30 protein-coding genes and 1 pseudogene are annotated in these 25,077 nt (G+C 67.3%); 11 read left to right on the top strand and 20 right to left on the bottom strand.

Annotated elements, in window-relative coordinates:
* Window positions 1–56: 56 nt before the first annotated feature.
* From ACFXIV_RS04860 to uraD, 6 genes are read right to left on the bottom strand one after another with little or no spacing between them, the layout of a single operon-like run.
* Window positions 57–2,390: a xanthine dehydrogenase family protein molybdopterin-binding subunit gene (locus tag ACFXIV_RS04860; RefSeq protein WP_379401944.1), complete on the bottom strand. Its 2,334-nt coding sequence runs from the start codon at window positions 2,388–2,390 to the stop codon at window positions 57–59.
* Window positions 2,387–3,793: an 8-oxoguanine deaminase gene (locus tag ACFXIV_RS04855; RefSeq protein ID WP_379401943.1), complete on the bottom strand. Its 1,407-nt coding sequence runs from the start codon at window positions 3,791–3,793 to the stop codon at window positions 2,387–2,389. Before ACFXIV_RS04855 ends, ACFXIV_RS04860 begins: the two co-directional genes overlap by 4 nt.
* Window positions 3,790–4,260: a (2Fe-2S)-binding protein gene (locus tag ACFXIV_RS04850; protein ID WP_357003449.1), complete on the bottom strand. Its 471-nt coding sequence runs from the start codon at window positions 4,258–4,260 to the stop codon at window positions 3,790–3,792. Before ACFXIV_RS04850 ends, ACFXIV_RS04855 begins: the two co-directional genes overlap by 4 nt.
* Window positions 4,260–5,132, bottom strand: coding sequence for an FAD binding domain-containing protein (locus tag ACFXIV_RS04845; protein WP_379401942.1), 873 nt, complete (start codon window positions 5,130–5,132; stop codon window positions 4,260–4,262). Before ACFXIV_RS04845 ends, ACFXIV_RS04850 begins: the two co-directional genes overlap by 1 nt.
* Before the next feature lie 42 nt (window positions 5,133–5,174).
* Window positions 5,175–5,474, bottom strand: a complete 300-nt coding sequence (gene uraH, locus ACFXIV_RS04840) for a hydroxyisourate hydrolase (protein ID WP_379401941.1) — start codon at window positions 5,472–5,474, stop codon at window positions 5,175–5,177.
* Entirely contained in the window at window positions 5,471–5,986 is a 516-nt protein-coding gene (gene uraD / locus ACFXIV_RS04835) for a 2-oxo-4-hydroxy-4-carboxy-5-ureidoimidazoline decarboxylase (protein ID WP_379401940.1), read from the bottom strand. Before uraD ends, uraH begins: the two co-directional genes overlap by 4 nt.
* Window positions 5,987–6,150: 164 nt before the next feature.
* On the opposite strand from uraD, the gene ACFXIV_RS04830 reads away from it, so the two are divergent.
* Window positions 6,151–7,659, top strand: a complete 1,509-nt coding sequence (locus tag ACFXIV_RS04830) for a PucR family transcriptional regulator (protein ID WP_379401939.1) — start codon at window positions 6,151–6,153, stop codon at window positions 7,657–7,659.
* 134 nt (window positions 7,660–7,793) lie between these two features.
* Here the strand turns inward: ACFXIV_RS04830 and ACFXIV_RS04825 are convergent, their stop codons facing one another.
* The 3 genes from ACFXIV_RS04825 to ACFXIV_RS04815 form a co-directional block, all read right to left on the bottom strand.
* Window positions 7,794–8,150 (bottom strand): 4Fe-4S dicluster domain-containing protein, encoded by a 357-nt coding sequence (locus tag ACFXIV_RS04825; RefSeq protein WP_379401938.1) that lies wholly within the window; start codon window positions 8,148–8,150, stop codon window positions 7,794–7,796.
* Window positions 8,147–9,742 (bottom strand): FAD-binding protein, encoded by a 1,596-nt coding sequence (locus tag ACFXIV_RS04820; protein WP_379401937.1) that lies wholly within the window; start codon window positions 9,740–9,742, stop codon window positions 8,147–8,149. Before ACFXIV_RS04820 ends, ACFXIV_RS04825 begins: the two co-directional genes overlap by 4 nt.
* Window positions 9,743–9,891: 149 nt before the next feature.
* Window positions 9,892–10,323 (bottom strand): MarR family winged helix-turn-helix transcriptional regulator, encoded by a 432-nt coding sequence (locus tag ACFXIV_RS04815; RefSeq protein WP_379401936.1) that lies wholly within the window; start codon window positions 10,321–10,323, stop codon window positions 9,892–9,894.
* 90 nt (window positions 10,324–10,413) lie between these two features.
* Here ACFXIV_RS04815 and ACFXIV_RS04810 point away from each other — a divergent pair, with 90 nt between their 5' ends.
* Window positions 10,414–11,973 (top strand): MFS transporter, encoded by a 1,560-nt coding sequence (locus ACFXIV_RS04810; RefSeq protein ID WP_379401935.1) that lies wholly within the window; start codon window positions 10,414–10,416, stop codon window positions 11,971–11,973.
* 300 nt (window positions 11,974–12,273) lie between these two features.
* On the opposite strand, the gene ACFXIV_RS04805 is transcribed toward ACFXIV_RS04810, so the two are convergent.
* Window positions 12,274–12,732: a MarR family winged helix-turn-helix transcriptional regulator gene (locus ACFXIV_RS04805; RefSeq protein ID WP_379401933.1), complete on the bottom strand. Its 459-nt coding sequence runs from the start codon at window positions 12,730–12,732 to the stop codon at window positions 12,274–12,276.
* Between the two features lie 152 nt (window positions 12,733–12,884).
* Here ACFXIV_RS04805 and ACFXIV_RS04800 point away from each other — a divergent pair, with 152 nt between their 5' ends.
* Window positions 12,885–13,532, top strand: coding sequence for a nitroreductase family protein (locus tag ACFXIV_RS04800; RefSeq protein ID WP_379401932.1), 648 nt, complete (start codon window positions 12,885–12,887; stop codon window positions 13,530–13,532).
* A 152-nt stretch (window positions 13,533–13,684) separates the two neighbouring features.
* Window positions 13,685–14,674 (top strand): diiron oxygenase, encoded by a 990-nt coding sequence (locus tag ACFXIV_RS04795; protein WP_379401931.1) that lies wholly within the window; start codon window positions 13,685–13,687, stop codon window positions 14,672–14,674.
* A 429-nt stretch (window positions 14,675–15,103) separates the two neighbouring features.
* On the opposite strand, the gene ACFXIV_RS04790 is transcribed toward ACFXIV_RS04795, so the two are convergent.
* The 4 genes and pseudogenes from ACFXIV_RS04790 to ACFXIV_RS04775 form a co-directional block, all read right to left on the bottom strand.
* Window positions 15,104–15,406: a Scr1 family TA system antitoxin-like transcriptional regulator gene (locus ACFXIV_RS04790; RefSeq protein WP_379401984.1), complete on the bottom strand. Its 303-nt coding sequence runs from the start codon at window positions 15,404–15,406 to the stop codon at window positions 15,104–15,106.
* 170 nt (window positions 15,407–15,576) lie between these two features.
* A pseudogene (locus ACFXIV_RS04785) lies at window positions 15,577–15,783 on the bottom strand (helix-turn-helix domain-containing protein); the annotation flags it as partial.
* Complete coding sequence (locus ACFXIV_RS04780) at window positions 15,764–16,282, bottom strand: DUF6879 family protein (RefSeq protein ID WP_379401930.1); 519 nt, start codon at window positions 16,280–16,282, stop codon at window positions 15,764–15,766. The pseudogene ACFXIV_RS04785 and the gene ACFXIV_RS04780, both read right to left, overlap by 20 nt.
* The gene (locus ACFXIV_RS04775) at window positions 16,263–16,484 is read right to left on the bottom strand and encodes a hypothetical protein (RefSeq protein ID WP_379401929.1); all 222 of its coding nucleotides are present in this window, start codon (window positions 16,482–16,484) and stop codon (window positions 16,263–16,265) included. The genes ACFXIV_RS04780 and ACFXIV_RS04775 overlap by 20 nt, the downstream gene beginning before the upstream one ends.
* Window positions 16,485–16,780: 296 nt before the next feature.
* On the opposite strand from ACFXIV_RS04775, the gene ACFXIV_RS04770 reads away from it, so the two are divergent.
* Entirely contained in the window at window positions 16,781–17,218 is a 438-nt protein-coding gene (locus ACFXIV_RS04770; RefSeq protein WP_379401928.1) for a transposase, read from the top strand.
* 134 nt (window positions 17,219–17,352) lie between these two features.
* Window positions 17,353–17,832 carry a PASTA domain-containing protein gene (locus tag ACFXIV_RS04765; protein ID WP_379401927.1) on the top strand — a complete coding sequence of 160 codons (480 nt, stop codon included), beginning with the start codon at window positions 17,353–17,355 and terminating at the stop codon, window positions 17,830–17,832.
* A gap of 372 nt (window positions 17,833–18,204) precedes the next feature.
* Here ACFXIV_RS04765 and ACFXIV_RS04760 read toward each other — a convergent pair whose 3' ends face one another.
* From ACFXIV_RS04760 to ACFXIV_RS04750, 3 genes are read right to left on the bottom strand one after another with little or no spacing between them, the layout of a single operon-like run.
* Window positions 18,205–18,489 (bottom strand): hypothetical protein, encoded by a 285-nt coding sequence (locus ACFXIV_RS04760; protein ID WP_379401926.1) that lies wholly within the window; start codon window positions 18,487–18,489, stop codon window positions 18,205–18,207.
* The gene (locus ACFXIV_RS04755; protein WP_379401925.1) at window positions 18,471–18,638 is read right to left on the bottom strand and encodes a hypothetical protein; all 168 of its coding nucleotides are present in this window, start codon (window positions 18,636–18,638) and stop codon (window positions 18,471–18,473) included. The genes ACFXIV_RS04760 and ACFXIV_RS04755 overlap by 19 nt, the downstream gene beginning before the upstream one ends.
* Window positions 18,635–18,811 carry a hypothetical protein gene (locus ACFXIV_RS04750; protein ID WP_379401924.1) on the bottom strand — a complete coding sequence of 59 codons (177 nt, stop codon included), beginning with the start codon at window positions 18,809–18,811 and terminating at the stop codon, window positions 18,635–18,637. The genes ACFXIV_RS04755 and ACFXIV_RS04750 overlap by 4 nt, the downstream gene beginning before the upstream one ends.
* A 474-nt stretch (window positions 18,812–19,285) precedes the next feature.
* Here ACFXIV_RS04750 and ACFXIV_RS04745 point away from each other — a divergent pair, with 474 nt between their 5' ends.
* The 5 genes from ACFXIV_RS04745 (at window position 19,286) to ACFXIV_RS04725 (ending at window position 23,161) form a co-directional block, all read left to right on the top strand.
* Entirely contained in the window at window positions 19,286–19,750 is a 465-nt protein-coding gene (locus tag ACFXIV_RS04745; RefSeq protein WP_379401923.1) for an aminoacyl-tRNA deacylase, read from the top strand.
* Between the two features lie 237 nt (window positions 19,751–19,987).
* Window positions 19,988–20,887, top strand: a complete 900-nt coding sequence (locus tag ACFXIV_RS04740; RefSeq protein ID WP_379401922.1) for a Ku protein — start codon at window positions 19,988–19,990, stop codon at window positions 20,885–20,887.
* Between the two features lie 75 nt (window positions 20,888–20,962).
* Complete coding sequence (locus ACFXIV_RS04735) at window positions 20,963–21,541, top strand: GNAT family N-acetyltransferase (RefSeq protein ID WP_379390533.1); 579 nt, start codon at window positions 20,963–20,965, stop codon at window positions 21,539–21,541.
* A gap of 30 nt (window positions 21,542–21,571) precedes the next feature.
* Complete coding sequence (locus ACFXIV_RS04730) at window positions 21,572–22,066, top strand: hypothetical protein (protein ID WP_379401921.1); 495 nt, start codon at window positions 21,572–21,574, stop codon at window positions 22,064–22,066.
* A gap of 102 nt (window positions 22,067–22,168) precedes the next feature.
* Entirely contained in the window at window positions 22,169–23,161 is a 993-nt protein-coding gene (locus ACFXIV_RS04725) for a hypothetical protein (protein ID WP_379401920.1), read from the top strand.
* A 2-nt stretch (window positions 23,162–23,163) separates the two neighbouring features.
* Here ACFXIV_RS04725 and ACFXIV_RS04720 read toward each other — a convergent pair whose 3' ends face one another.
* The 3 genes from ACFXIV_RS04720 to lexA all read right to left on the bottom strand — a co-directional run bounded on the left by ACFXIV_RS04720 (window position 23,164) and on the right by lexA (window position 25,069).
* A complete protein-coding gene (locus tag ACFXIV_RS04720) occupies window positions 23,164–23,787 on the bottom strand; it encodes a hypothetical protein (protein ID WP_379401919.1) in 624 nt (207 codons plus the stop codon).
* A gap of 111 nt (window positions 23,788–23,898) precedes the next feature.
* Window positions 23,899–24,354 (bottom strand): DUF4189 domain-containing protein, encoded by a 456-nt coding sequence (locus ACFXIV_RS04715; protein WP_354846753.1) that lies wholly within the window; start codon window positions 24,352–24,354, stop codon window positions 23,899–23,901.
* A gap of 52 nt (window positions 24,355–24,406) precedes the next feature.
* Entirely contained in the window at window positions 24,407–25,069 is a 663-nt protein-coding gene (gene lexA, locus ACFXIV_RS04710; RefSeq protein ID WP_379401918.1) for a transcriptional repressor LexA, read from the bottom strand.
* Window positions 25,070–25,077 lie beyond the last annotated feature (8 nt).

The following is a 25,077-nucleotide window of genomic DNA, read 5'->3' as shown; positions in this document are numbered from 1 at the left end:
GTTGTGGGGTCCCTATCGCGCTCCACATTTCGAGAAGCGCGATCTGCCCCTGTTAGTCAACTGTTCCGGATGATGTCTTCCGGACGCACGGGCACGCGGTTGATGTTTCCGGTGCCGCCCCGCTTGCGGCAGGCATCGCGAATCGCTGCGGCGATCGCAGGCGTGGAGGAGAGAGTGGGCGGTTCACCCGCGCCGCGCAGGCCGTAGGGGGCGTGCGGATCCGGGTTCTCCAGGATCTCCAGCTTCTGCGGGGGTGTATCGAGAATGGTGGGAATCAGATAGTCCGTGAAGGACGGGTTCCGCACCTTGCCGTTGGTGACCTGAATTTCCTCCATAACCGCCAGACCCAGGCCCTGAATGGAGCCGCCGTGGATCTGGCCTTCCAGCGAAAGCCGGTTCATGATCTTGCCGACGTCCTGAACGGCGTCCAGGGCAACGACTTTGACCAATCCGAGTTCGGTGTCGACATCCACCACGGCCCGGTGCACGCAGACCGCGAGCTGGGTGTGGCTGGAGCCCTGACCGGTCACCTTGTCCATACCGGTGGTCGGCTGGTGGTGGTATTCACGGGTCAGATCGATGACGTCGTCGCCGAGCACATCCTCGATGGTCGCGACCACTTCACCGTTGTTCTTGACGACCTTGCCGCCCTCGAGCCGCATGAAGCCGTGCACGTCGAACTTCTTGCGCGCCAGCACGAACAGCTCGTCGGCCACCGCGCGGCAGGCGGTCATTACCGCGCCGCCGGTCATGTATGACTGACGTGACGCGGACGAGGAACCCGAGCTGCCGACATTGTTGTCCGAGGGGTGGCTGACCACCCGCTCGATGGCGAGCTCGGTGCGCGCGATCTGCGCCTCGAGGGTGATCAGACCCTGGCCGACCTCCGCGCCGGCGGTGTGCACCAGCGCGACCGGCTCGCCGCCGATCACTTCCAGGCGCACCCGGGCGGTCGAGTAGTCGTCGAAACCCTCGGAGAAGCAGATGTTCTTGATGCCGACGCCGTAGCCGACGCCGCGGTACACGCCCTCGCCGTGGGTGGTCTGCGACGCACCGCCGGGCAGGTTGCGGATGTCCGAGGTGTCCACGGACTCCGGCAGTTCCATGTCGCGCAGGCTGTCGAGCATCTCCTTCAGCGGGGTCGGCGCGTGCACGACCTGGCCGGTGGCGAGCGTGGAGCCCTGGGAGACGGCATTGACCTGACGGACCGTGACCGGATCCATGTCGAGGGCCTCGGCGAGCTTGTCCATCATGGACTCGTGGGCGAAACACGCCTGCACGACACCGAATCCGCGCATGGCGCCGCAGACCGGGTTGTTGGTGTAGACACCGTAGGCGTCGATCTCCAGGTGCGGGACCTCGTAGGGGCCCAGCGCCAGCGAGGCGGCATTGCCGATCACGTTCTGGGTGGCCGAAGTGTACGCGCCGCCGTCGAGAACGATGAGAACCTTGGCGTAGGTGATCTTTCCGGTCGCGGTGGCGCCGAATTCGTAGCGCATCTTCGCCGGGTGGCGATGCACGTGCCCGAAGAACGACTCCTCGCGGTTGTACATCATCTTGATCGGCTTGCCGGTGCGCATGGCCAGCATGCCGGCGTGGATCTGCATGGACAGGTCCTCGCGGCCGCCGAACGCGCCGCCGACGCCGGACATGGTCATGCGGATCTGGTCCTCGTCCAGACCCAGGCACGGGCCGATCTGGGTGAGGTCCCAGTGCAGCCACTGCGTCGCGACATAGAAGTCGAGCGAGCCGTCCTCGTTCGGGATGACCATGCCGGACTCCGGGCCCAGGAAGGCCTGGTCCTGCATGCCGACCTCGAACTCCTCGGAGACCACCACGGTGGCGAGGGTCTTGCCGATCTCGATGTCGCCGGAGCGCACCGGCTGGTAGCGCGCGATGCCGCCGCGCGACTGCACGGCCAGCCCGACCGGGTCCTCGACCACGGCCATCGGGTCCGTGATCGGTTCCAGCACTTCGTATTCCACCTCGATGGCGGCGACGGCGCGCCGGGCGATCTCGGGGTGGTCGGCGGCGACCAGGGCGATGGCCTCGCCGTGGTGGCGCACCTCGTCGAAGGCCAGCACCGGCTGGTCCCAGGTGTGGTCGAGGCCGTAGACCTTGCGGCCCGGCACGTCCTCGTGGGTGAGCACGGCGTGCACGCCGGTCATGGCGAGGGCCTTGCTGGTGTCGACGCTGACGAGTTTGGCGCGGGCGTGCGGGCTGCGCAGGGTCGCGCCCCACAGCATGCCGTCCATCCACAGGTCGGAGGAGTAGGCGAATTCGCCCTTCACCTTGAGGGTGCCGTCCGGGCGGAGCGGGCTCTCGCCGATCCCGCCCTTGCCCGGGACCGCCACATCCGTGGGGAACCGAGTGGTGCGTGTGATGGTCATCGGTTCTCCTGCTTCATGATTCGCTGCCGTGCGGCGACGCCGGCCTGGCCGACGGCGTCGTGCGGCATGGTCTTGAGCTCGTCGTTCTCGACGACGGTGTTGCCGCCCACCAGCAGGCGCGCCAGCGGCGGCTGCGGGCCGAACACCAGCGAGCACACCGGGTCCTCGATGGCGGCACGGAAGCCGTCCACCTTCCAGACCGCGATATCGGCGAGCTTGCCGACCTCGAGGGAACCGATCTCGTTCTGGCGGCCCAGGTTCCGGGCGCCGCCCAGGGTGCCGACCTCGAGGGCCTGCCGCGCGGTCATGGCGCGGGGGCCGTGCACGGCGCGCTGGAACAGCATGGCCTGCCGCATTTCCCCGGCCATGGAGGTGAGCTCGGAGGAGGCCGCGCCGTCCACGCCGAGGCCGACGGGCGCGCCGGCGGCGAGCAGGTCCATCACTCGCGCGATGCCCGCGCCCAGCCGGGCGTTGGAGGTCGGGCAGTGCGCGGAACCGGTGCCGGTCTTGGCGAACGCCGCGATGTCCTTGTCGTGCAGGTGCACCGCGTGGGCGAACCACACGTCGTCGCCGAGCCAGCCCAGCTTCTCCATGTATTCGACCGGGGTGCAACCCATCTGCTCGATGCAGTGCTCTTCCTCGTCGAGGGTCTCGGCGAGGTGGGTGTGCAGGCGCACGCCGTGCCGGCGGGCCAGCGCGGCCGAATCGACCATCAGGCCCTCCGACACCGAGAACGGCGAGCAGGGGGCGACGGCCACGCGCAGCATGGAGTCGAAGGACGGGTCGTGGTACGTGCGGATGATCTCCTCGGTGTTGAGGAGGATCTCTTCGCGGTTCTCGACCACCTCGTCCGGCGGCAGGCCACCGTGCGACTGACCGCGGTCCATGGACCCGCGGCACGGGTGGAAGCGGATGCCCAGCTCGCGGGCGGCGCGCACCTCGGCCTCGAACAGATCGCCACGGCCCTTGGGGAACACGTAGTGGTGATCGGTCGAGGTGGTGGTGCCGGTCAGCGCGAGCCAGCCCAGGCCTGCCGACGCTGCGCCGTAGACGATCTCGGCGTCCATGGTGGCCCACAGGCGGTACAGACCAGTCAGCCACTCGAACAGGGTGGCGTCCTGGAACAGGCCCTGGGTGGCCCACTGGTAGAGGTGGTGGTGGGTATTCACCAGGCCCGGGGTCACCAGGCAGCCGGTGCCGGAGAGGCGTTCAGCACCCACCACCATCGGCGCAGGTCCTGCACCGAGAGCTTCGATCCGGCCGTCGTCGCCGACGATCAGATAGCCGTTCGGAATCTCCGCACCGACAACCGGTGCGATGTAGGCGTTTTCGATGACGAGCTTGCGCCCACCCGTCGCCCCACCGCCGCCCCTGGTGGAATCGCTTCGCGATGCAGTACTCATTTGGCAGCCTTCCGCTCGGCCGCCAGTCGAACGGCATCCAGAATCTTCTCGTAACCCGTACAGCGGCACAGGTTTCCGGCGAGCGCCTCACGAATCTCGACGTCGGACGGGTTCGGCACCCGATCGATCAGGTCGTGCGCCTGCACGATCAGACCCGGTGTGCAGAAACCACACTGGACCGCGCCGGCCTCCACGAAGGCCTGCTGCATGGGGTCCAGCTTGTCGCCGTCGGCCAGGCCCTCGACGGTGCGGACCGAGCGGCCCTCCACCTGACCGGCGGCCACCAGGCACGAGCAGACCGGGGTGCCGTCCAGATAGACGGTGCAGGAACCACATTCGCCCTGCTCGCAGGCGTTCTTGGAGCCGGGGAGGCCGACCCGCTCACGCAGCAGGTACAGCAGGCTCTCGCCTTCCCAGACGTCGTCGGCGGTTTCCTGGGATCCGTTGACGGTGAAGTTGATACGCATCAGGCCGCCCTCCTCTCCGCGTTGTAGTCGTTCCACGCCCAGCTGAGGGTCCGGCGGGCCATCACCGACAGCGCGTGCCGGCGGTAGTCGGCGGTGCCGCGCACATCGTCGATGGGCTTGGCCGCGGCGCCGACCAGACGGCCGAATTCGCGGGCCAGCTCGTCGTTCAGCGCGCCGGCGTTGTCCCAGTCCAGGTTGGCGGCCAGGAAGTCCTGCGCCTCCACCGGACGGATCGGGGTCGGACCGGCCGAGCCGATGCCCGCGCCGACGGTCCGCGAATCCGCGTGCAGCGCAACGGAGAACGAGCACACCGCGATCACCATGGCGTTGCGGGTGCCGACCTTCGAGAAGTACTGGGGGCCGCTGGCGGGCTTCAGCCACACGGCGCGAATCAGCTCGTCCGGCTCGAGCGCGTTCTTCTTGACCCAGACGTAGAAGTCGTCGATGTCGATCATGCGGGTGCCGCGGGCGGCCGACTCGACCTCAACCACGGCATTGCCGGCCAGCAGGGCCGGGTGGGCGTCACCGGCGGGCGAGGCGCCGCCCAGATTGCCGCCGACGGTGCCGCGATTGCGGATCTGCGGAGAACCCACAGTGCGCGACGCCTGGGCCAGACCGGGCAGGCGGTCCTGATACCGGTTGATGAGCTTCACGAACGGAACGCCGGAGCCCAGCCGGATCCGGCCGTCCTCCTGCTCGTCGACGGTGAAGACCTCACGGCACGGGTTCAGGTCCAGAATGGCGGCCGGACGGTGCCGGTCGAAGTTCAGCTCGACCATCACGTCGGTGCCGCCCTGAATCGGAACCGCCTCGGGGCGTTCCGCTTTCAGCTGGAGCGCTTCGGCCCAGCTTCCCGGTTGTAGGAAATCCATTGCAATCCTCTAGATATCGGTTCGACGCAGGTACGACAGCACTCAGCTGCCCCGGTACGTAGAGAAGGAGTAGGGGCTCAACAGCAGGGGTACGTGGTAGTGCTCATCCGGATCGGTGACCAGGAAATCGATGGTCACCGTGGGATAGAACGGGCTGACACCGGAGGTGTCGAAGATCAGGCGGTGCGTACCGGCGCTCGGGGCGGGCAGATCCGCGACCCGGCCGTCGTCATCGGTGTGGCGCTCGGCGAGGATCTCCCCCGCCGCGCTCTCCAGCCGCACCGCCATGCCCGCGGCCGGGCGTCCGGTCGCGGCATTGAGCACGTGGGTGGACAGACTCACTTGTCCTCCAGGAGTTTCCGGATCCGCAGGCCGGTGATGTCGGCGAGCTCGCGGCGGACCGTCAGCTGCTCGTCGGCGACAGAGTTGCCGAGACGGCGCTGGAGCTCCGCGAGCATCTCGGTGGCGCTGCGCCCGGCGGCCCGGATCAGGAAGACGTGGCCGAAGTGTTCCTCGTAGGTCACGTTCCAGGAGGCCAGGTCGGCCTTCACCTGATCGTCGCCGTCGGCGGCTCCGGACTGTTCGTCGGCGGACCACTTCGCCTCACGCTCGGACTGGTGGGCGGCGGCCGTGCGCTCCCCGATCCGGGGGTGCGCCGACAGCGCCTCCTCGACATCGGTCCAACTCAGCTCGGTGACCCCGGTCACCGCCGCGGCGATCAGGCTCGACTCGTCCGCGTACGGCCTGTTCGCCACCATCTTGCGTGCCCAGGTCCGCGACGCATTGCAGGTCAGCAGGTGCGTTTCGGCCTCTTCCAGGGGCAGCGAACCGAGCCATTCCAGGCGACTCGACATCCGACCTCCATCCGTCATTGGCGTGTGTCAACCACTTAACCCGGCGGGTGGTCATGCCCGAAAGGACGAGACCTCCGAACCTGTGGCCTGCTTCACAGGGGCGCGTTCGTAGTTACATCCAAGTTCGGTAACCGGGCCGTCACCGACTGTTAGCCTCGGGCATCATGCGGTTACGTTCCCTGCTCACCATGCACGATCTGGGCTTGCGGCTCGTCACCGGAGAGGACGAGCTGGACCGCTTCGTACGCTGGGTGGTAACCACCGACATGCTCGATCCCGGTCGATACCTCTCCGGCGGCGAATTCGTCCTGACCGGGCTGCAATGGCGGCATTCTCCCGAGGACAGCGAGACCTTCGTGAGCGCGCTCGCCCGCGCCCGGGTGGCCGCGCTCGCCGCGGGTGACGCGCTGTACGGCGGAGCGCCCGACGATCTCGTCGCGGCCTGTAAGAAACACCGAATCCCGCTGTTCCGGGTCGAGGAACAGATCGCCTTCGCCACCGTCACCGAGCAGATCAACCGGAAACTGTCGTCCGGACGGGCCGCCGACCTGAGCGCGATCCTGGACCGGCACCGGCAACTGGTGTCCGGCGGCGGGCTGGATTCGGTGCTCGACCTGGTGCATCGCACGCTGGGCACGCGCTGCTGGGTGGTGTCGGCACTCGGCCGCGTGGTGGCCGGGCCGACCCGGGACCTGCCCGAACAGGTTCGGTCGGCGTTCCTGGGCGCGCGGCGGCTGCCGCATGTGCTTTCCCACAATCAGGTGCGGTACTCACTGTTCGCGGTGGACGCCGACGGAACCTCGCGCATCGCGGACTGGTTCCTCGTGTTCGAGAGCGACTACAAGGATTGGCCCGAGGAGCGGCGGGCCCTCATCGGGGAACTGGCCGCGGTGGTGTCCCTCGAACGAGCCCGGCAGGACGATCGGCACAGCGCCGAGGGGCGGCTGGCCCAGGAACTGATCGAGCTGATCATGTCCGACGCCAAATCCGCCGACATCATCTCCCGGCTGGAGTTGACCGGGCTGGGACTGTCCGACCGGTACCTCGCGGTCGCCGCGACCGCGGACTCCGGGGCCGTGCGGCCCGGTGAGTTGCGCGCCGTGTTGCGCGAAATCCTTTACGGCCGAAGCCCTGCCGTCGGTGTGGTCGACGGCGAGGTCATCCTGCTGGTCGCCCTCGGTGACGACAAGGCCCTGGACGACCGCATCCACCGGGCCATCGAAGCCCTCGAACCCGGGCTGCAACTGAGCCGGCTCTCGGTCGGCATCAGCGGCGCGGTCGACGGCGAGGGGCTGCGCGGCGCGGTCGAGGAGGCCCGCTACGCCCGGCGCATGGCCGCCGAACGGCAGCAGCCCACCAGCGTGGTCCGCCACGACGAACTCGCCACCCACATGCTGCTGCTGGCCAGCGTTCCCGACGAGGTCCGGCGCATGTTCCGGGTGCGGCTGCTGGATCCGCTGCGGGTCTACGACCAGGACAATCGCGCCGATCTGGTGCACACTCTGGAGACCTTCCTGGAGGTGTCCGGCTCCTGGACCAAGTGCGCGGATCTGCTGCACCTGCACGTGAATACGCTGCGCTACCGCATTCAGCGCATCGAGGAACTCACCAACCGCGACCTGTCCCGGCTCGAGGACCGCGTCGACTTCTTCCTCGCCCTCGCCCTGCGGTGACCGCATGCCCGGATCGACGGGCGCGATCGCCGATCACTGTGCCGGACACCCTAATCGACACACCAGCTCGGCTGGGTACATCTCGGCCGGAGATAGGTGCGGGCAGCAGCGCGTCGAGTATGCGCAGCGGCCACTCATCGAACCAGTCGACCGGGCTCGATCAGCCGCGGTGGCAGAGCGCCGTGCGGCAGGGCCGGGCCGAGGGCGACGAGGCTGCCCGGTGTGCGGCCCCGGCCCCAACCGAGTTGCTCACGGTAGCGACCGATGTGGGATTCGGGGATCGCGCTGCGGTCCGCGAGCGGCGCTTCCTCGGGTGAGACGTAGAGGGCGTCGGCCGGGCAGTACGCCTCGCACATGAAGCAGGTCTGGCAGTCGGATTGCCGTGCGATGAGCGGTATTCCGCTGTCGGTGCGGTCGAAGACATCGGTCGGGCAGACGTCGACGCACTTGTCGCAGGCGATGCAGTCGTCGGCGCGGACCAGTTCGATCACGACGCCACCGCCGAGGTGAGACCGGTGGCCGCGGCGGTCGAGGTCCATACCCGGTCCAGGCCGCCGGACAGGATGTGGTGGTGCTGCGCCGGATCCAGGTCCGGGTGGTCGGCACGCTTGCTCATACCGCGGGTTTCCTTGCGCGCCAGCGTGGATCGGTACATCAGCCGGCCGACCGCGGTGATGGCGGCGGCCTGCCGGGCCCGGATCCGCTCGGCACCGGTTGCGCCGCCGAGCCCGCGCGCGGCCCGCTCCCAGAGCTCGTCCAGTGCGGCCAGGGCGGGGCGGATGCGGTCACCATGACGCAGATAGTTCTTCTCGAACGGGATGAGTTCGCGCTGCGCGGCCGACACGACCTCGTCGGCGGACACCGATTCCGTTGTCTCCGGCCGCAATCCGACCCGCCCGGCTCCGTGGACAGCGGAGGGATCGACGCGTCCCGATCGCCGGGCGAAGGCCGCCGCGCCCCGGCCCGCCCAGCTTCCGGAGGACATGGCCCAGGCCGAGTTGTGGCTGCCGCCGCCGGTGAATCCACCGCAGATTCGTTCCCGGGTCGCGGCGTCGCCCGCCGCGTAGAGACCGGGAACCGTGGTCGCGCAGTCATTGTCGACGATATCGATGCCCCCGGTTCCGCGCACCGTGCCCTCGGCGAGCAGATCCACCTCGAAGCGGTCGGTGAACGGGTCGATCCCGCGCCGGTCGAACTGGAGGAAGAAGTTGGGCTGGCCCAGCCGCATCCGCGCCTGCACCTCGGCGTCGGCGCGGTCCAGCTGCGCGAACACAGGCTCCGACAACAGGGTTCGCGCGATGACCGACCGGCCCTTGGCGGAGCCCGCGCCCTCCAGCACCCGGCCGTCGGCGTGGAAGAAGGTGGCGTAGCCGTAGTAGGCGGTCTTGGTGACGGTCGAGCCCTTGGGCACGATGGCATAGGCGTTGGAGAACTCCATGCCCGAGAAGCGCGCGCCGGCCTCGGCCGCCATGAGCGCGCCGTCACCGGTGTCGACATTGGTGCCCAGCGCCCGCGACAGGAAGGCGCACCCGCCCGTGGCCAGCACCACCGCACCGGCGGTGATCCGGTAGTCCTGCTCGGCCTGCCGCCGATAGCCGGCCGCCCCGCGCACCACCCCCTCGGCATCGACGAGGAGTTCCAGCGCGGGTGAATGGTCGAGGATCAGCACACCGAGGCGTTTCACCCAGGCCCGCATCCGGCGCATGTATTCGGGCCCCTGCACACCGGTGCGCACCGGCTCGCCGGTGCCGGGATCCACCGGGAACGGGTACCGGCCCTCGACGGCAAGCCGGTTCATGTTCGCGTAGGTCTGGTCGAGGACCCGATCCATCCAGTAGTGGTCGGCCAGATGCCCGCCCAACGCCTCACGGGCGGCCTTGGCATTGGCGCGGGCTGCGGCCTCGGGCGCGACGTACCAGACGCCGGTGCCGGAAGGCGCTGTGGCGCCGCTGGTTCCGCAGTAGCCCTTGTCCACCAGCACCACCTCCGCGCCCGCTTCCCGGGCGTGCACCGCCGCCCAGCACGCGGCGGGCCCGCCGCCGATCACCAGCACGTCGGTCCTGATCTGCCATGGTTCGCTCATCGGCCCGTTCCTCCCGGGAGAGTTGGTGTCCGGAACGGTAAGGCGGCCGGTCGTACTCGCCGAAGGGTTCGAATCAGGACGATCCTTTGGCGGCCGAATTTTCCATATCGTGGAAATCGGCTTGCTTCTCGCGGCGGAATCGGCGCGGGTCAGCGGCAGGCTTCGGCCATGCCGCCGAGCCATTCCCGGACCGCGGCGCGCTGCTCGGGGGTGAACCCGGCTTCCAGTTCGGCTTCGCGGCGTCCGACCGCGGCGTGGGCCTCGGTGTATATGGCGCGGCCCGCGTCGGTCACGTAGATCTGATGGGTCCGGCGGTCGGTCGGGTGCGGGCGGCGCTCGATCAGGCCCGCCTTCTCCAGGCCGCCGAGCATCTCGTTCGCGGCCTGCCGGGTGCTGCCGACATCGCGGGCGATATCGGTGACCGACTTCCCGGGCTGTTCCTGCGTCATCATCAGCGTCGCGTACTGCGAGGTCGTGAGGCCGAAATCCTTGAGTTCCTCGCCGATGGCGGAACGCATGCTCAACCACACCGTGCGGACCATGAAGGTCAGGGATCCATCCTGCGATCCGGAACAGCTCACCGCGACAACCCTTTCCAAAGATTGACAGGTTCCTGACAATCGCGCACACTGGCGATCGTCAGGTTCCTACCAATCTTATCGAAGGCATCCATGACCGTGCCCGCGACGCTGCCGAGATCCCGGCAGCGGCTCATCCTCGCCGTTCTCCTGCTGTCCTCCCTGCTGATCTGGCTGGACAACACCATCCTCGCCACCGCGCTCGAGACCCTCGCCGATCCGGTGCGCGGGCTGGGCGCGAATCCCGCTCAGCTGCAATGGGCCTCAGGGTCCTACACGCTCGTGTTCGCCGCGCTCATGTTCACCGCCGGGGCGCTCGGCGACCGCTACGGGCACCGGACCGTGCTCGTCACCGGATTGATCGTCTTCGCCGCCGCCTCGGTCTGGGCGGCCTACACCGGTGATCCCGCCGGGCTCATCGCCGCCCGCGCTGTCATGGGCGTGGGCAGCGCGCTCATCATGCCCGCCACCATGGCGACGGTGACCTGGACGTTCACCGGTCCGGCGCGGGCATCGGCCATCGGGCTGTTCTCGACCTCCGCCGGTGTCGGACTGGCGGCCGGGCCGCTGCTGGCCGGGGTGCTGCTCGACCACTTCTGGTGGGGCTCGGTGTTTCTCGTGAACGTGCCCGTCGTCGCGGTCGCACTGATCGGGATCGCGGTACTGGTCCCGAACTTCCGCAGCCCGACGCCGCGACCGCTGGACCTCGGCGGACTGGCGCTGTCGGTGAGCGGATTGGCGGCCCTCGCCTACGGACTGATCCGGGCGGGCCAGGTCGCCGCGTGGACACCGGTGCAGGTGTGGGCGCCCATCGCCGCCGGGCTGGCCCTGCTGGCCGCGTTCGTGGTCGTCGAATTGCGTTCCGAACAGCCGAGTTTCGATCCACGACTGCTCGCGCAGCAGGTCTTCGGCGGCGGCAACGCGGCCCTGGGCCTGCTGTTCCTGGCCATGACCGCGGCCGGCTTCTACGGCGCGTTCTACCTCCAGGGCGCCCGCGGCTTCTCACCGCTCGCCGCGGGTCTGATCAACTCCCCCGCCGCCGTCGGCGTCATCATCGGCGGTCCGCTCGGCGTCCGCCTGGTCCGCCGCTTCTCGCTGCGCGCGGTGACCGCGACCGCCCTCACCGTCGGCGCGCTCTGCATGGGCAGCGCGGTCTTCTTCGGACTGCACACGCCCATCATCTGGAACGTGGCACTGGCTGCGGCACAGGGCTTCTCGATCGGCATGGTGATCGGTTCGGTCACCAGCGCCCTGATGAGCACGCTCCCACTCGACCGCGCCGGCGCGGGATCGGCCGTCACCAACACCGTCCGGCAAACCGGCAGCGTCCTGGGTATCGCGCTCGGCGGCACCATCATGGCCATCACCTACCGCACCGGCATCCAGGCCGCGCTCACCGGCCTGCCCGACGCCGCCCGCGAACCCGCCCAGGTATCCGCCGAACAGGCGCGCCATGTGGCCACCGCCATCAACCGCCCCGACCTGTCCCACGCCGCCGACGACGCCTTCATCCACGCCATGCACGTCGGCGGTGTCTGGACCATGGTCTTCGCGCTCGCGGGAGCCGCCGTCCTGGCCCTCACCCTGCGACCCCGCCCCACCCCGGCCACCCCGGAGCCGGAGCCGACCCTCGCGGCCGCCGGTCAGAACTGAGCCGACCGGCCCGCTCTCACCGAGCGCCACGCCACGCGTCCTGCGCCACCCGACGGCGGTGCAGGGCGCTGCGCTCGTCATCCCGACCCCGATGGGCCTGCACCAGTTTCGAGTGCACGCGCCGTGCTTGCTGCAACGATTTCCGGATCGACATGGCCGGCTTCCTCCTGTTCCGAGGGCACGGTGTTCGCGCCACCTACCTCGTAAGACGGTCCGGGGCAGGGAAATTCAGCGCCTCGGGCAACCCGGTTCGACGGATTTCCCACCGCACGCGAATCACGCACGCGCGCAGCGCGGTTGCTACTCGGATGTCACTCCGGCAGCGAGGAGCTTCCCGAGCAAGGTCGTCAGCTGGACCCGTTCCCCGGGAGTGAGCGCGGCGAAGGCGCCGGCCAGGAAGCCCGGGATCTCGACCTCGGCGGTCCGCAACCGCTCCCGTCCGGCCGCGGTGATGGTGACCGCGTACGAGCGCCGGTCCGTCGGGTTGCGTTCCCGGCGGATGTAGCCCGATCGCTCCAGGTCGTCACAGACGGTCACCATGACGCTGCGATCGATGCGGAGTTCGGCGGCCAGCGTCTGCTGCGCGCAGTCACCGACCGCGTCCAGCATCTTCAGCACCAAATGCTGTCCGACCCCCAATTCCGTTGCGGCGGCATGGGCTTCACCGGCCTTGGCCACCGCGACGGAGGCGCGGCAGAGGGCGATATCGGGGCGTTCGGCGGCGAGAGCCGGGAAGTAGGACGGTCTGGCGGCAGGCATGGTCTCCTCGTTCGATCACGGCCAGCCTACCAAAACCATCTGCGCACAGATCGTTTGACAGCAGATGATTACCGCGCCTACGGTCTAATCGTCTGGGCGCAGATGATTTTCGCGCAGACGATTTCGAAACCCGTTGGGCCTCAGGAGCTGCCATGACGCTTGATCTCTCCCCCGATGAACTGCTGTCGACCACCCGGGCCGTGCGTCGCCGCCTGGACTTCGACCGGCCGGTGCCGCGCGACCTCATCGAGGAGTGCGTCGATCTCGCCACCCAGGCGCCCACCGGGCGCAACCGCCAGCGCTGGCACTTCCTGGTCGTCACCGAGGCCGGGCAGCGCCGCGAGGTGGCCGAGATCTTCCGCCGGGCGCTCACACTGAGCGAGGCCGCGCCGCTGTCGCGGGACGACCTGGCGCGCATGCACATCCGGCCGGGCAGCATGGCGCGGGTGTTCGACGGCGTGCGCCATCTGGCCGACAACATTCACCGCGTGCCCGCGTTCGTGATCCCCGCCGTCGAGGGCCGCACCGACGCCGCCTCGGTCCAGATCCAGTCCGGCACCTGGGGATCGATCCTTCCCGCGGTCTGGAGTTTCATGCTCGCCGCCCGCGCCCGCGGGCTCGGGACCGTGTGGACCACGGCCCAGGCTCCGCTCGAGCGCGAACTGTCGGCAATCCTGGGCGTGCCCTACGACGAGGTCATGCTCGCCGCGTTCCTGCCACTGGCCTTCACGCTCGGCACCGAGTTCAAGCCCGCGGCCCGCGTCCCCCGCGACCGGGTTCTGCACTGGCAGCGCTGGTGACAGGCGGGGCACCAGGCGAATCCCGGGACATGCGGGCATTTCGGGGTTGTCTGTAACCCTAGTTAGCACTTACCTTGGAGTGTGTTGCACCGCACAGGAGCGGCCTCGGCTTCGGCTTCCGGGCGGCGCGGCACAGAGACGAGGAGGCAATGATGGCTCTGACGACGATGTCGGGCTCCGTTCCGGCGGCACGAGACTATGCGGATGTGCTGCACACCCTGTCGGAGGGATCGGTGTACCGCCGATTCGATCCGTATCTCGATATCGCCTGGGACTCACCCGAATTCGCGATCGACCCCCGGGACCCGCGATGGGTGCTGCAACCGGACATCGATCCGCTCGGCGCGACGCAGTGGTATCAGAACCTGCCCCTGGAACGGCAGATCGAGATCGGGCGGTGGCGGATCGCCAATGCCATCAAGGTCGGCGCGGCCTTCGAGAGCATCCTGATCCGCGGCATGATGCAGTACATCATGAAGCTGCCCAACGGGTCGCCGGAGTTCCGCTACTGCCTCCACGAGATGACCGAGGAGTGCAACCACATCCAGATGTTCCAGGAGCTGGTCAACCGGATCGGCGTGGACGTCCCGGGGATGCGGCCCATCTTCCGGAGGCTGTCGCCGTTCATCGGCGTGGCCGGCGGTTATGCCTGGCCGATTCTGTTCATCGGCATTCTCGGCGGCGAGGAACCGATCGACCACTATCAGAAGGCCGTCATCCGCAATGGCGCGAAGCTGCCGCCCGCGGTGGTGCGCTGCATGGAGATCCATATCGCCGAGGAGGCCCGGCACATCTCCTTTGCCAATGAGTTCCTGAAAGAGCATGTGCCGGGTTTCAATCCGCTGTATCGCAATGTCTGCGGTATCGCCTTCCCGCTCGCCATGCGGTGGCTGGCCGGTGAGATCATGGCTCCCCCACCGGAATTCGCCCGCACCTTCGACATCCCCCGCGAGGTCATCAAGGAAGCGTTCTGGCGCTCCCCCACCGCGTCGAAAATCCTCTCCGGATACTTCGGCGACATGCGCTCCCTCGCCGACGACCTGGGCCTGATGAACCCGGTCACCAAGCGACTGTGGAAGCTCCTGCACATCGACGGCGACCAATCCCGCTACCGCAGCGAGCCCGAACGCCGGGCCGCCTGACCCCGGGGATACCCACCGGAATCACCCGTCCGAAGTACGATCGGGAAATGCGGTCCATTTGGAAGGGCTTTCGGTAGCGCGACAACGCGAATACCGAAGGCCCACACCAGGACCGACAAACAATCAGCTCAAAGGCCATAGAGGCGGTCCGATATTCCAGATTGCTCGTGCGCAGGGGCCTCGGCGTCTACCGTAATCGGAACGTCGTTCGCCGACGCTGACGACCGCTACTGATCGGACCTGCTCGGCCACGAGTCAATCGTCAAGCTCAGCGAGCACTTTCAGGATCAGCGCACGCGCATCCCGCCCGTAGACCGCAGCCTGTTTCAGTACCTCGAACATGCGCACATATAGGTTGCACTCCGTCGGCTGTGTGACCTGAATGCTCGCGGTCGGCGTTTCAAGAGCGACGAGGTCATCATCGAAGATTCAGAACCCCGCTGATGCGACCGCCTCGCGTTCTCGCATGAGCGGAATGATGCCGAGCGAGATGTTCGGTAGCGACATCAACTCGAGTAGCCGTCCGAGCTGCCCCGCCTGAACTTCGGCGTCACCGAACCACGTTCGCAGCGCTTGTTCCTCGAGCACCGTCACGAACCGCTTGCCACCTCGCTGCAGGATCCGCTGACGCTCCATCCCGACGGCGACCGCGGCATCGATGTCGTTTGGTGTGCCCAGGAACCGAATCCAGAACGACAGCATGGCGGCGGAGTACTCGGCAGTTTGGAACAGGCCCGGGTAACGTTGTGCTCATAGATCCGGAACACCTTCGTCGCCTCATACCGCTGCTGGGTGTGAGCGCCGAGAACTCGCTTAAGGCCAGCTCGGCTCTGACGCCGGAACTCGAGGTAGGCCGAATCGGCTACCCGCAATGTCGCGATGAGATCGGCCACCTGGTCCTCGGCGCCGCAGACGCGACACCACTCCCTGATGTCATGGTCGGTCGGTGCCTGAATACCGTTTTCGATCTTGGAGACACGTGTGTAGTGCTGCTGTGTCGCATCAGCGAGGCGGCGGGCACTGAGACCAGCATCTCTGCGGATATCCCGCAGCCTGGCCCCGAGTGCCCGTCGCGCCTCCTGCGCTGAGCTAGAAGGGCTGGTATTCATGGTGAGGAATCGCCAGCTTCCACACCGCCTCGAATGCCGTGCGGCACAGCTGGATATCGGCGGGGTCTGTCGATGCGGCCTTGCCGGTTCCCAGGCCGTTGCCTGCGTAGTGAAGGAACACGGCAAGGCGGTCATCGAACAGGTAGAAGTCGTTGCCTGGCATGGCAATCGACGAGACCAGACGCCTCGGCGTCCAGCGGATATCCTCGCCGGCATCAACCATCGGCCACGCGATGCTGTACGACCACCTCTGGTAGTCGCTGAGCGGTTCCGAGACGATGCGCGCTCGCCGGATCGACTTCCCCGCGGCAGTGTGTTCTCTCAGCGTTGAGCACCAGCCCTGGAGCCATTCCAGGTCGACTGGTTCGCCGGCCGTCCACTGCGCCATGTGCGGCAGCTCTACCACGGTGCCGTAGGCGTCCCGAGTCTCCAGATGGATGGACTCCGTCTGGAATTCGATCAGTAGTTGCTCGAAGTCGTCATCGCTTATCGGAGTCACTGTCTCCCTGTTCGAAGAACGGAACCAGACGGTCCGGAATCTCTACACACGATTCGCCGGCAGGAATATCCATCTGCGCCAGCGTTGCCGGATCGTCGATCACCCAGCCCTGTACCACCCATGAACCACGATCGGTGCGGTACAGAGTCGGAGAGCACGTCGGGTTCGATCCCGGATCCTTGGCGATGAAGGTCAAACGCATGGTGCCCCCTGCGTGCAGTGCATGCGTGGTGCGGATCAGGGGCCCGCGAGGACATGGTGGCCGCCGGTCCCACCCCCACCGAAGCGGTGGCGAACGCGATCCGCACTGTCAACGACGTACTCGAGCACCGGCCCGACTGGCTGAAGAACCCGGGCGAGCACACATGAAGCTGTTAGTTCTTTAACCTCCGATTCCAAACCGTTTGGCCTGCTCGGGTATTCGTGGGACAAGCAGGCGGCCTTCGTCTGATCATGTGCTCCGACCAAGGAATGCACTGATCGAGACGAAGGCCCGGGATGAGTCTGCCGGTCGGCGGCGGAGCAGGGGAAGCGTTCGCGGAACTGTCGCGGATGCGCGGCGAGTTCTACGCGTGTCTGACCGCGCGGGGCGACGAGTTGTTCGAGCTCACCGATGCAGTGCTGTGCGCGCAGGGCGCGGTGCGGTCGGTGGTGGAGCTGACACTGACCCCTGAGCATCGCCGCGGACACGGCGGGCTCTACGACGGCCTCAATGACGGTCGGGTAGATATCCCACAGTTTCGGAAACTGTTGTTCAGCATCGGTTTACCGAGATTCAGCGCGCACAATAGTCCGGCTGTTATCCGCGCGGTCATGCCACCGCCTTCCACGTGCGCGGGTCACACCCGTTCTCGCACGGCACGAGACCTGTGTGGACCGCCGCGCCGCATTGCACGCAGTGCAATGTGCCAGGGTTTTGGACGACCGATTCCCTGACCGATTCAGAAGCCGATCCCCACAGGCGAATTCTCTGCAATACTTCTCCACTGCTCGACCCGCCTGACGGGTCGGGTACCGTCCTCGACTCGCTGCCAGGTCCAACGTGCCCAGCGGCCAGAACAAGGAGTTCTGTGTACAACCATGCCATTTCGGCCGGATCGTTCACGCGTCGCCTTGTGGTCCTGATCGGTCTCGCGTGTGCCATGGCCGGTTGCGGGATCGCAACCGACACGGCACATCCGACAACGACGGTCTCGAAATCCCTCCCGCTGGCCACCGTTTCGCAAACAACGACCTTCGCGCCATCGAGCACCCCTGACCCGACGCTATCGCCCCTGGCAACGACTCCTCCCACGACGACGGCTGTCCCGGCATCCCCGGCGGCCGTCATGCCCGCCGTCGTCTGCATGAATCTGCAAGACGCACAGAACAAGATCCACGAGGCTGGTGTCTTCTACTCCCGATCGAAGGACAACACAGGCAAGGGCCGCCACCTGATCATCGACCGCAACTGGCTCGTGGTCGCCCAATCCCCCTCCCCGGGAACCCCTTTCGGCGAGGGCGACGCGGTCCTGTCCGTCGTCAAATATGGCGAACCCAACAACTGCTGACGACCGGCGATCGCTCAGGCGAGACGGTCCGGGTGTACCGGATTGGTCGTAGAGCTCGGCGATGAAAAACCAGCTGCGTCCCAGCACTTGTGGGACATCGGTGAGGCGTCGAAACGATTCGGGTCGGATTCCGGAATGGTCGCCGAGGTCGCGGTAGCTGTAGCCGATTGCCTGCAGTGCATGAATTCGACGCCGGACACCCAGTGCTGACACGAACAGGGTCGACTGCTCGGCGACGGGAACATGGGTGACGCTCATCAGCCGCATCGCCTGCTCCAGCCGTGTCTTCTCATAGGTCCGCCCGCGGACCAGCCACAGTGTGCGTTGCGGGAGACCCGCAGCGGCGCCGATCCAGCCATCAGTTCGACCCGTTCAGTGCTTGTTGACCTTGGTGCCGGACATGCCGAGCTCTTTGCCGATGCGACCCTTGGCCCAGCCGTGCTCGCGATGAAGGACTCGCGCGTAGACGGGTTTGTCCTTCGCGACGATCGCGAAGGAGCTGCCGGCCAAGATTCGTGTCAGGACGTCCTCGTCGACGGTGGTTCGGGAAGGGGGTAGAGGATGTACAGGTCTTCGGGGGTCGACGGCGAGCAGTCTCCGTTCGAGTTCCAGGTTGACCAGTCGCGAGCGGCCATCGGTCAGGCGCAGCAGGGACATGGACGGCATTGGATCTGCAGCGAAAGCCGGTGGAAGGAAACGCATCTGGTGGCCATGATCTTCGCCAGGTGGGTCTGGGCGCGGGTGGCGTCGATGTAGCCGTCTGCGATCAGCCGGCGGGCAGGGTAGGAGGGTTCGGTGGTGGTCATGTTGCTTCGGCTTTCGGGGAGTAGAGGGGCCACGTGGTCTGCACGTCGGTGAAGGGACGGTCGTGGCGGCGGAGGCAGTCGATGAAGCTGTATGCCTGCTCGCGGTACCAGCGGGCTTGCGCGGCCATGAGTTCGGCGGCGGTGTAGCGGGCGAGCTCGGGGTGCAGAAACATTAGCCCCGCTAAAATATGCTGATTCGTGCCATTCGCAGCATTTCCTATGGACATAGGCGTCCCGATATGAATTCATTCCAATCAGGCAAGGTCAGCTAGTTATAAGCAGATTTGCAAGATGCCTCGCCGACGCGCCCCCCGTGTTACCGAGACCATACCGACAGCCAATCGCACGCGACTCGCTTTCGAGGCGAAATGCGCACACGACACACACGCTTCACCGCCTCTCGATTCTCCGGACGAAGGGCTCGATGCGATCCGAGGCAGATTCGGGGTGAGCGGGGTCGCAGGCTCGAGCAACGCTGCCGGCCGCCCTCGATAATCTAGGCGTCGGGGTTGATTGCCAGGCTTTGGGCCGATGTGAAGGCAAAGGGGTGCAACGTGATTCCATCCGCGCAAATGCGATCTATGCTGAACGACACCGGCACAAACACAATATTCACCCGAGACGTTGAGACGAGGTGTGCCATGTCCATGTCTCCTACCCTGCAGGATTGCCTGCGCCAGAAATCCTCGCGGTACGAAGTCGTGAACCACCCTCATAGCGATACGAGTATGCAGACGGCCGCGGCGGCGCACATCCCCGCGGATCGCCTCGCGAAAACCGTGCTGCTCGAGGACGACAACGGCTATGTCGCAGCTGTGTTGCCGGCGACGCAAGCGGTGCGCCTGGACGATCTCTGGGCGCGGACCGGCCGGCATCTGGTGCTCGCGAAGGAAGTTGAGCTGCGCGAGCTGTTCAAGGACTGCGATACGGGCGCGGTGCCGCCGGTCTGCATGGCGTACGGCATGCAGACGTTCCTCGAGCAGGATCTGGCGCTGGAGCCGGAGGTCTATTTCGAGGCCGGCGATCACGAGGCGCTCATCCATATGGAGCAGCGCGAATTCCTGTTGCTGATGGAAACGGCCGAGGTCGCGCATTTTTCGTACAGGATGTAGGGCATCGTGTCTCGAGCGGCAACCATTGCATGACCGCAAGGAGCGGAGCGGGTTCCCAGCTGTTCTCGAGAGCCTTCGAGCACGCTGGCCGGACGGCACACGTCCGCGAGCCCAAGCCGTCCACAAGCCGTCAGACGCTCACCGGCAGCCACCAACAAGCACCGACGACCAGGCGAAACCGCCAGGTCGCGGTGGGTTGCGGTAGAACGCTGACCTGGTACGACGTAGTCTGGCCAAATGCGGTCCATTTGGAAGGGCTCCATCGCGTTCGGACTGGTGAATGTCCCCGTGAAGGTCTACACCGCCACGGAGGACCACGACATCAAGTTCCACCAGGTGCATGCCGCCGATGGCGGGCGCATTCGCTACGAGCGGTTGTGCACGGTGGACGGGCAGCCGGTGCAGTATTCCGATATCGACCGGGCCTACGAATCACCCGACGGGGATCGGGTGATTCTCACCGACGAGGACTTCGCCAAACTTCCGGCGGCCGAGAAACACGAAATTCCAGTGTTGCAATTCGTGCCGTCGGAGCAGATCGATCCGATTCTCTTCGACAAGAGCTACTACCTGGAACCCGATTCGACCACGCCGAAAGCCTATGTGCTGCTGGCGAAGACCCTCGAACGGGTGGACCGGGTGGCGCTGGTGCATTTCACGCTGCGCCAGAAGACCCGGCTCGGCGCGCTGCGGGTGCGTGACGGGGTGCTGGTGCTGCAGACGCTGCTGTGGCCGGACGAGGTGCGGGCGGTGGCGTTCGACAAGCTCGAGGGCGTGACCGAGCCGAAGTCCCAGGAATTGCAGATGGCCGAGACGCTCGTCGACACGCTGTCCGACGATTTCGATCCGAGTCTGTACGTGGACGAATATCAGATCGAATTGAAGAAGCTGCTCGACGAGGCGATCGCCAGCGGTTCCAGCAGGGTCACCCGGGTGCCCGAGGCAGTGGCCTCGGCAATGGATGCCGAGGTCGTGGACCTGGTCGCGGCCCTGCAGCGCAGTCTCGAAGCCTCCGGACGCAAGGCGGGTACCGCACCGGCCGCGCCGGCCAAGGCGGCGAAGGCGACCGCGGAGAAGAAGCCCGCCAAGAAAGCCGCGAAGAAGGCTCCGGCCAAACAGACCCGCAAGGGCGCGTGATAGCACGCCACCCGCGCGGCCTCGCTACCCGGCGGGCGCCCGGGTAGCCAGCACCCGCCTGGCAAACTGTCGGGCATGGATTCCGACATATCCAGCCATCCGGATATCGCCGTCGTGCCCATGGGGCTCGGGCATCTGCGTCAGGTCATCGACCTCGGCTACCAGGTGTTCGACACCCAGGCCAAGCCCTACACCTCGTGGTCGCTGACCTCGGTGGCCGAGCACCTCGACAGCGCCGGCCGGTCCTGCTGGGTGGCGGTGGATTCGGATCGGGTCGTCGGATTCGTGCTGGCCTCCATGGAATTCGAGCTGCGCGAGGACTGGGCGTACCTGGAGTGGATCGCCGTGGCGCCCGATATGCAGGGGCGCGGTGTCGCGGGCCGGCTCATGACCGCGTGCTGCGATCTGCTGTTCCGGCACGGCGCGGCCCGCATCGTGACCGACGTGGAGAACCACAACACGGCCTCGGCGTCCATGATGCGCAGGAACGGTTTCACCGAGGGCACCACGGTGACATTGTTCGTGCGGCCGAATCCGGACGAGGCCGTGGCCGGGGCCGACGAGCAGGTCACCCTCGGACCCGGCACCAAGCGCGATCTCATCAGGCGCGGCCGGATAACCGGGGACGGGCGGCACGGGCGGCCCGCCCGCTAGTTGTCGGACCCTGACGCTACGGTCGCGGGCATGACCGCCGTCGACGAGATCATGACCGCCATCAACGACGCCGTAACCCTTGGCCGCCAAGGTGATACGGCGACGGCACGGAAGCAGCTGACCGCGCTGTGGGACACCATCGGCGCGGGCGGCGACCCGCTGCACCGGGTCTCGCTCGCCCATTTCCTGGCCGACCTCCAGGCGCATGCGGCGGATGCGCTCACCTGGGACATCCGGGCCCTCGATGCCGCCGACGCGCTGACCGACGAGCGGGCCCAGGCCCACCATGCGGGGTTGAGTGTCCCGGGCTTCTATCCGTCGCTACACCTGAATCTCGCCGACAATTACCGGCGCCTGGGCGCGTTCGACACAGCCCAGCGCCACCTCGACGACGCCCGCAACCGGCTCGACGCCCTCGACGAGGACGGCTACGGGCTCGGAGTGCGGGCCGGCATCGCGAATGTCGAAGCGGCACTGGCGGAACGCTCCACCGAGCAGCTGCCCACGCACCCCGCCGCGTCGTGACGGCCGCCTGACCTTCGAAAATGTCGGCCCGGCGATCATTGCCGGGCTGGACCAGGCGATATACGCTGGCCGCGACCACCGCCCAGCGAAGGGAGCGCCTCGATGCCGGAGCCGCGATCGGAAGTAGCTGCGCCGCAAGCGGATCCCAGGGGACGACGCGCCGGACTGGGCGTGACCCTCCTGCTGGCCGTCGCCGCGGGCGGACCCGTCGCGATGGCCGGTCCGGTCGCCGCCGATGTACCCGGCACCGCCACGACGGTTTCCTGCTCCCCCACCGAACTGGCGATGGGCCTGCCCGCCCGCACGCCGGTGGGCGACTGGTCGGAGAATCTGGGATTCGACGCGACCGGGGACATCTGGATCGCGCGCACCTACCGCAATGCGGTGGAGCGGTACGACCGGGACGGTCACCTCGTCGTCAGCGTGCCGGTGTCGAGCCCGGGCGCGGTCCGGCTCGGCCCGGACGGGCTGATGTACGTGACATACGGCAACTCACCGTTCGCCGGGCTCACCGGGCAGGGCGGCGTGCTCCGATTCGATCCCGGCGCGGCCGTTCCGCAGCCCGAGGTCTTCGTCTCCGGGCTCGGCCAGGCCAATGGGGCCGCCTTCGATGCGGCCGGGAATCTGTTCGTCGCCGACACCACCGCCAATACGGTGGAGCGGATCCGGCCGGACGGGACCCTCGACACCGAGTGGACCGAGCGGGCCCGGAACGCGCTGGCGGCCAAGGGATCCGGCGCCGACGGGATCGCCGCGGCCGGGAACATCCTCTATGTGACCCTGCTGGAGAGCCCCACGGCACGCATCGTCGCGCTGCCCATCGACGATCCGGCCCGGGCCGGCGTCGCCGTCGATCTGGCGCCCGCGCCGCTCACCGCACCGCTGCTCCCCGACGATCTGGCGATCACTGCGGACGGATTGCTCTACATCGCCACCGGCAGTGGGCAATTCGTGCGGGCCGATCCGGTCACCCACACCAGCTGCACGCTGCTGTCGGGACAACCGCTGACCTCCGTGGCCGTCGACCCGTCCGACGACCACACCTACATCCTCGGCACCGAGGGCGGCGACGTACTGAAGGCGCACCTGCGCTGACGTCAATTATCCTGCGCGGCACGGGCTCTGCCCTCCCGGAAGAACTCCAGCAGGCCCTCGACCGTCGCCACCTCGGCGCGCGGGCGCATCGCCCCGAAGGACGTGTTCCAGAACTCGCCCTCGCGCCGGGTCCACGGCCCTACGTACGCGTACGGTTGCGGGTTGTCCCAATCCCCCGGGGAGACACCGTAATTCACCTCGTCGACGGCGACGGACAGATCGAAGTGCTCGGGCCACAGCACCGGTTGTTCCTCGGCGAAGCGCCGTAATGCGGTGTCTCCCACCGCGAACCAGTCGTGCACCGAGGTGGCGGCGTCGGCGTCGACCCTGAAGGGTTCGTCCGGATCCATCCGGGTGCCATCGGCATACAGGCCCGCGGGCGGGGCGTCGGCCGCGAATCCGGCGGCCGAAGCGAGGTCACTGTAGGTGCCGTGCAGGCGGATGCGGCCCTGTGGCCACACCAGATCGGTGCCCGTCACCGACACCGGCCACTTGATGCCGGTGAAGCCGCCCAGCACGATACGCATGCGGATACTGCCGAATCGGCGGTACTGCGGGCCGGCGATCAGCAGCTCGGCCGCCGCGTGCATTGCGAACCGGGTGTCCTCGTAGGTGATGTCGTCCACGGGGAAATCATCTCCGTCCGGCCGGGCGTGTTGCTGGAAAATGGAGTCCGGCAAACAAAACAGCGCCACACCGGACGAATCCGGTGTGGCGCCGGGGTGATTCGCGATCGGTCAGCTCGCGTTGTCGGTGCACGCCGACAGGATGACCTTGGCCTGGCGCGGCGAGGACGACCCCGTGTCCGGGAAACCCGGGGCGCTCTTGCCGAGCACGTTGATGGCGGCCGACTCGGCCTCCACCTTGGACGGAGCCCACGCCCAGCCGAAGCGGGTGTCGGCGCCCTGTGCGACCGCGCCGCAGGCATTGGCGAAGTGCACGACGACCGCGCAGTCGCCGCCGCCGCACTTGTCCACGGCGGTGCTGTCCGCGCTGTCCCAGCTGCCGTAGTTCACGGCATAGGCGACGTTTCCGGTGCTCTTGGACAGCGCGAGCGCGCCGTACAGGTCACCGGAGGTGGCCACGAAGACCGGTTCACTGTCCGCCGCGGAGGCGGTTCCGGCGGCCACGGTGCCGATCGCGGCCATCGACGTAACGGCGAGGCCTACACCGGCCTTGCGCAGCAACGACATTCGATACTCCCCGGGGATGGAAGGTGATAACGGCCGTCATCATGCCAGACGCTCAGACCCTGCGCATGACCGAGACAACCTTACCCAGCACCTGGGCGTGGTCGCCATCGATCACCGGGTAGGCCGCATTGCGCGGCTCCAGATAAACGTGACCATTGGCACGGCGGTAGACCTTGACCGTGGCCTCGCCGTCGATCATGGCGGCCACGATCTCGCCGGTGTGCGCCTCCTGCTGCTTGCGCACCACCACGATGTCGCCGTCGCAGATGGCGGCGTCGACCATGGAGTCACCGCGAACCCGCAGGCCGAAGACGGTGCCGCGGCCCACCAGCTCTCGCGGCAGGGACAGCACGTCGTCGGTGTGCTCCTCGGCCAGAATCGGCGTACCGGCCGCGATATCGCCCACCACGGGCACCGGCACCGAATTCTCGTCCTGCTGCCGCTGCGGCCCGGTCGCCCGCAGGAACAGCCGCACATCCATGGGCCGGGTCACCGATTCACTGCGCTTGAGGAACCCCCGCTCCTCCAATTCGCGTAAATGCCGCGAAACAGACGAAGCCGACTTCAACCCGACCGCATCGCCGATCTCCCGCGTACTCGGCGAATACCCGTGCCGCTGCACCCAATCGCGAATACTGCACAGAATCCGCTGCTGCCGCTCCGGCAATGTGGAGGTGTCGAGATGCTCGAACCCGTCGAAGTCGTCATAGGTCACCGGAGAAT

Source organism: Nocardia sp. NPDC059236, assembly GCF_042754085.1.
In the GTDB taxonomy this organism is placed as follows: domain Bacteria; phylum Actinomycetota; class Actinomycetes; order Mycobacteriales; family Mycobacteriaceae; genus Nocardia.
This window is presented reverse-complemented; position numbering and strand designations above follow the sequence as displayed.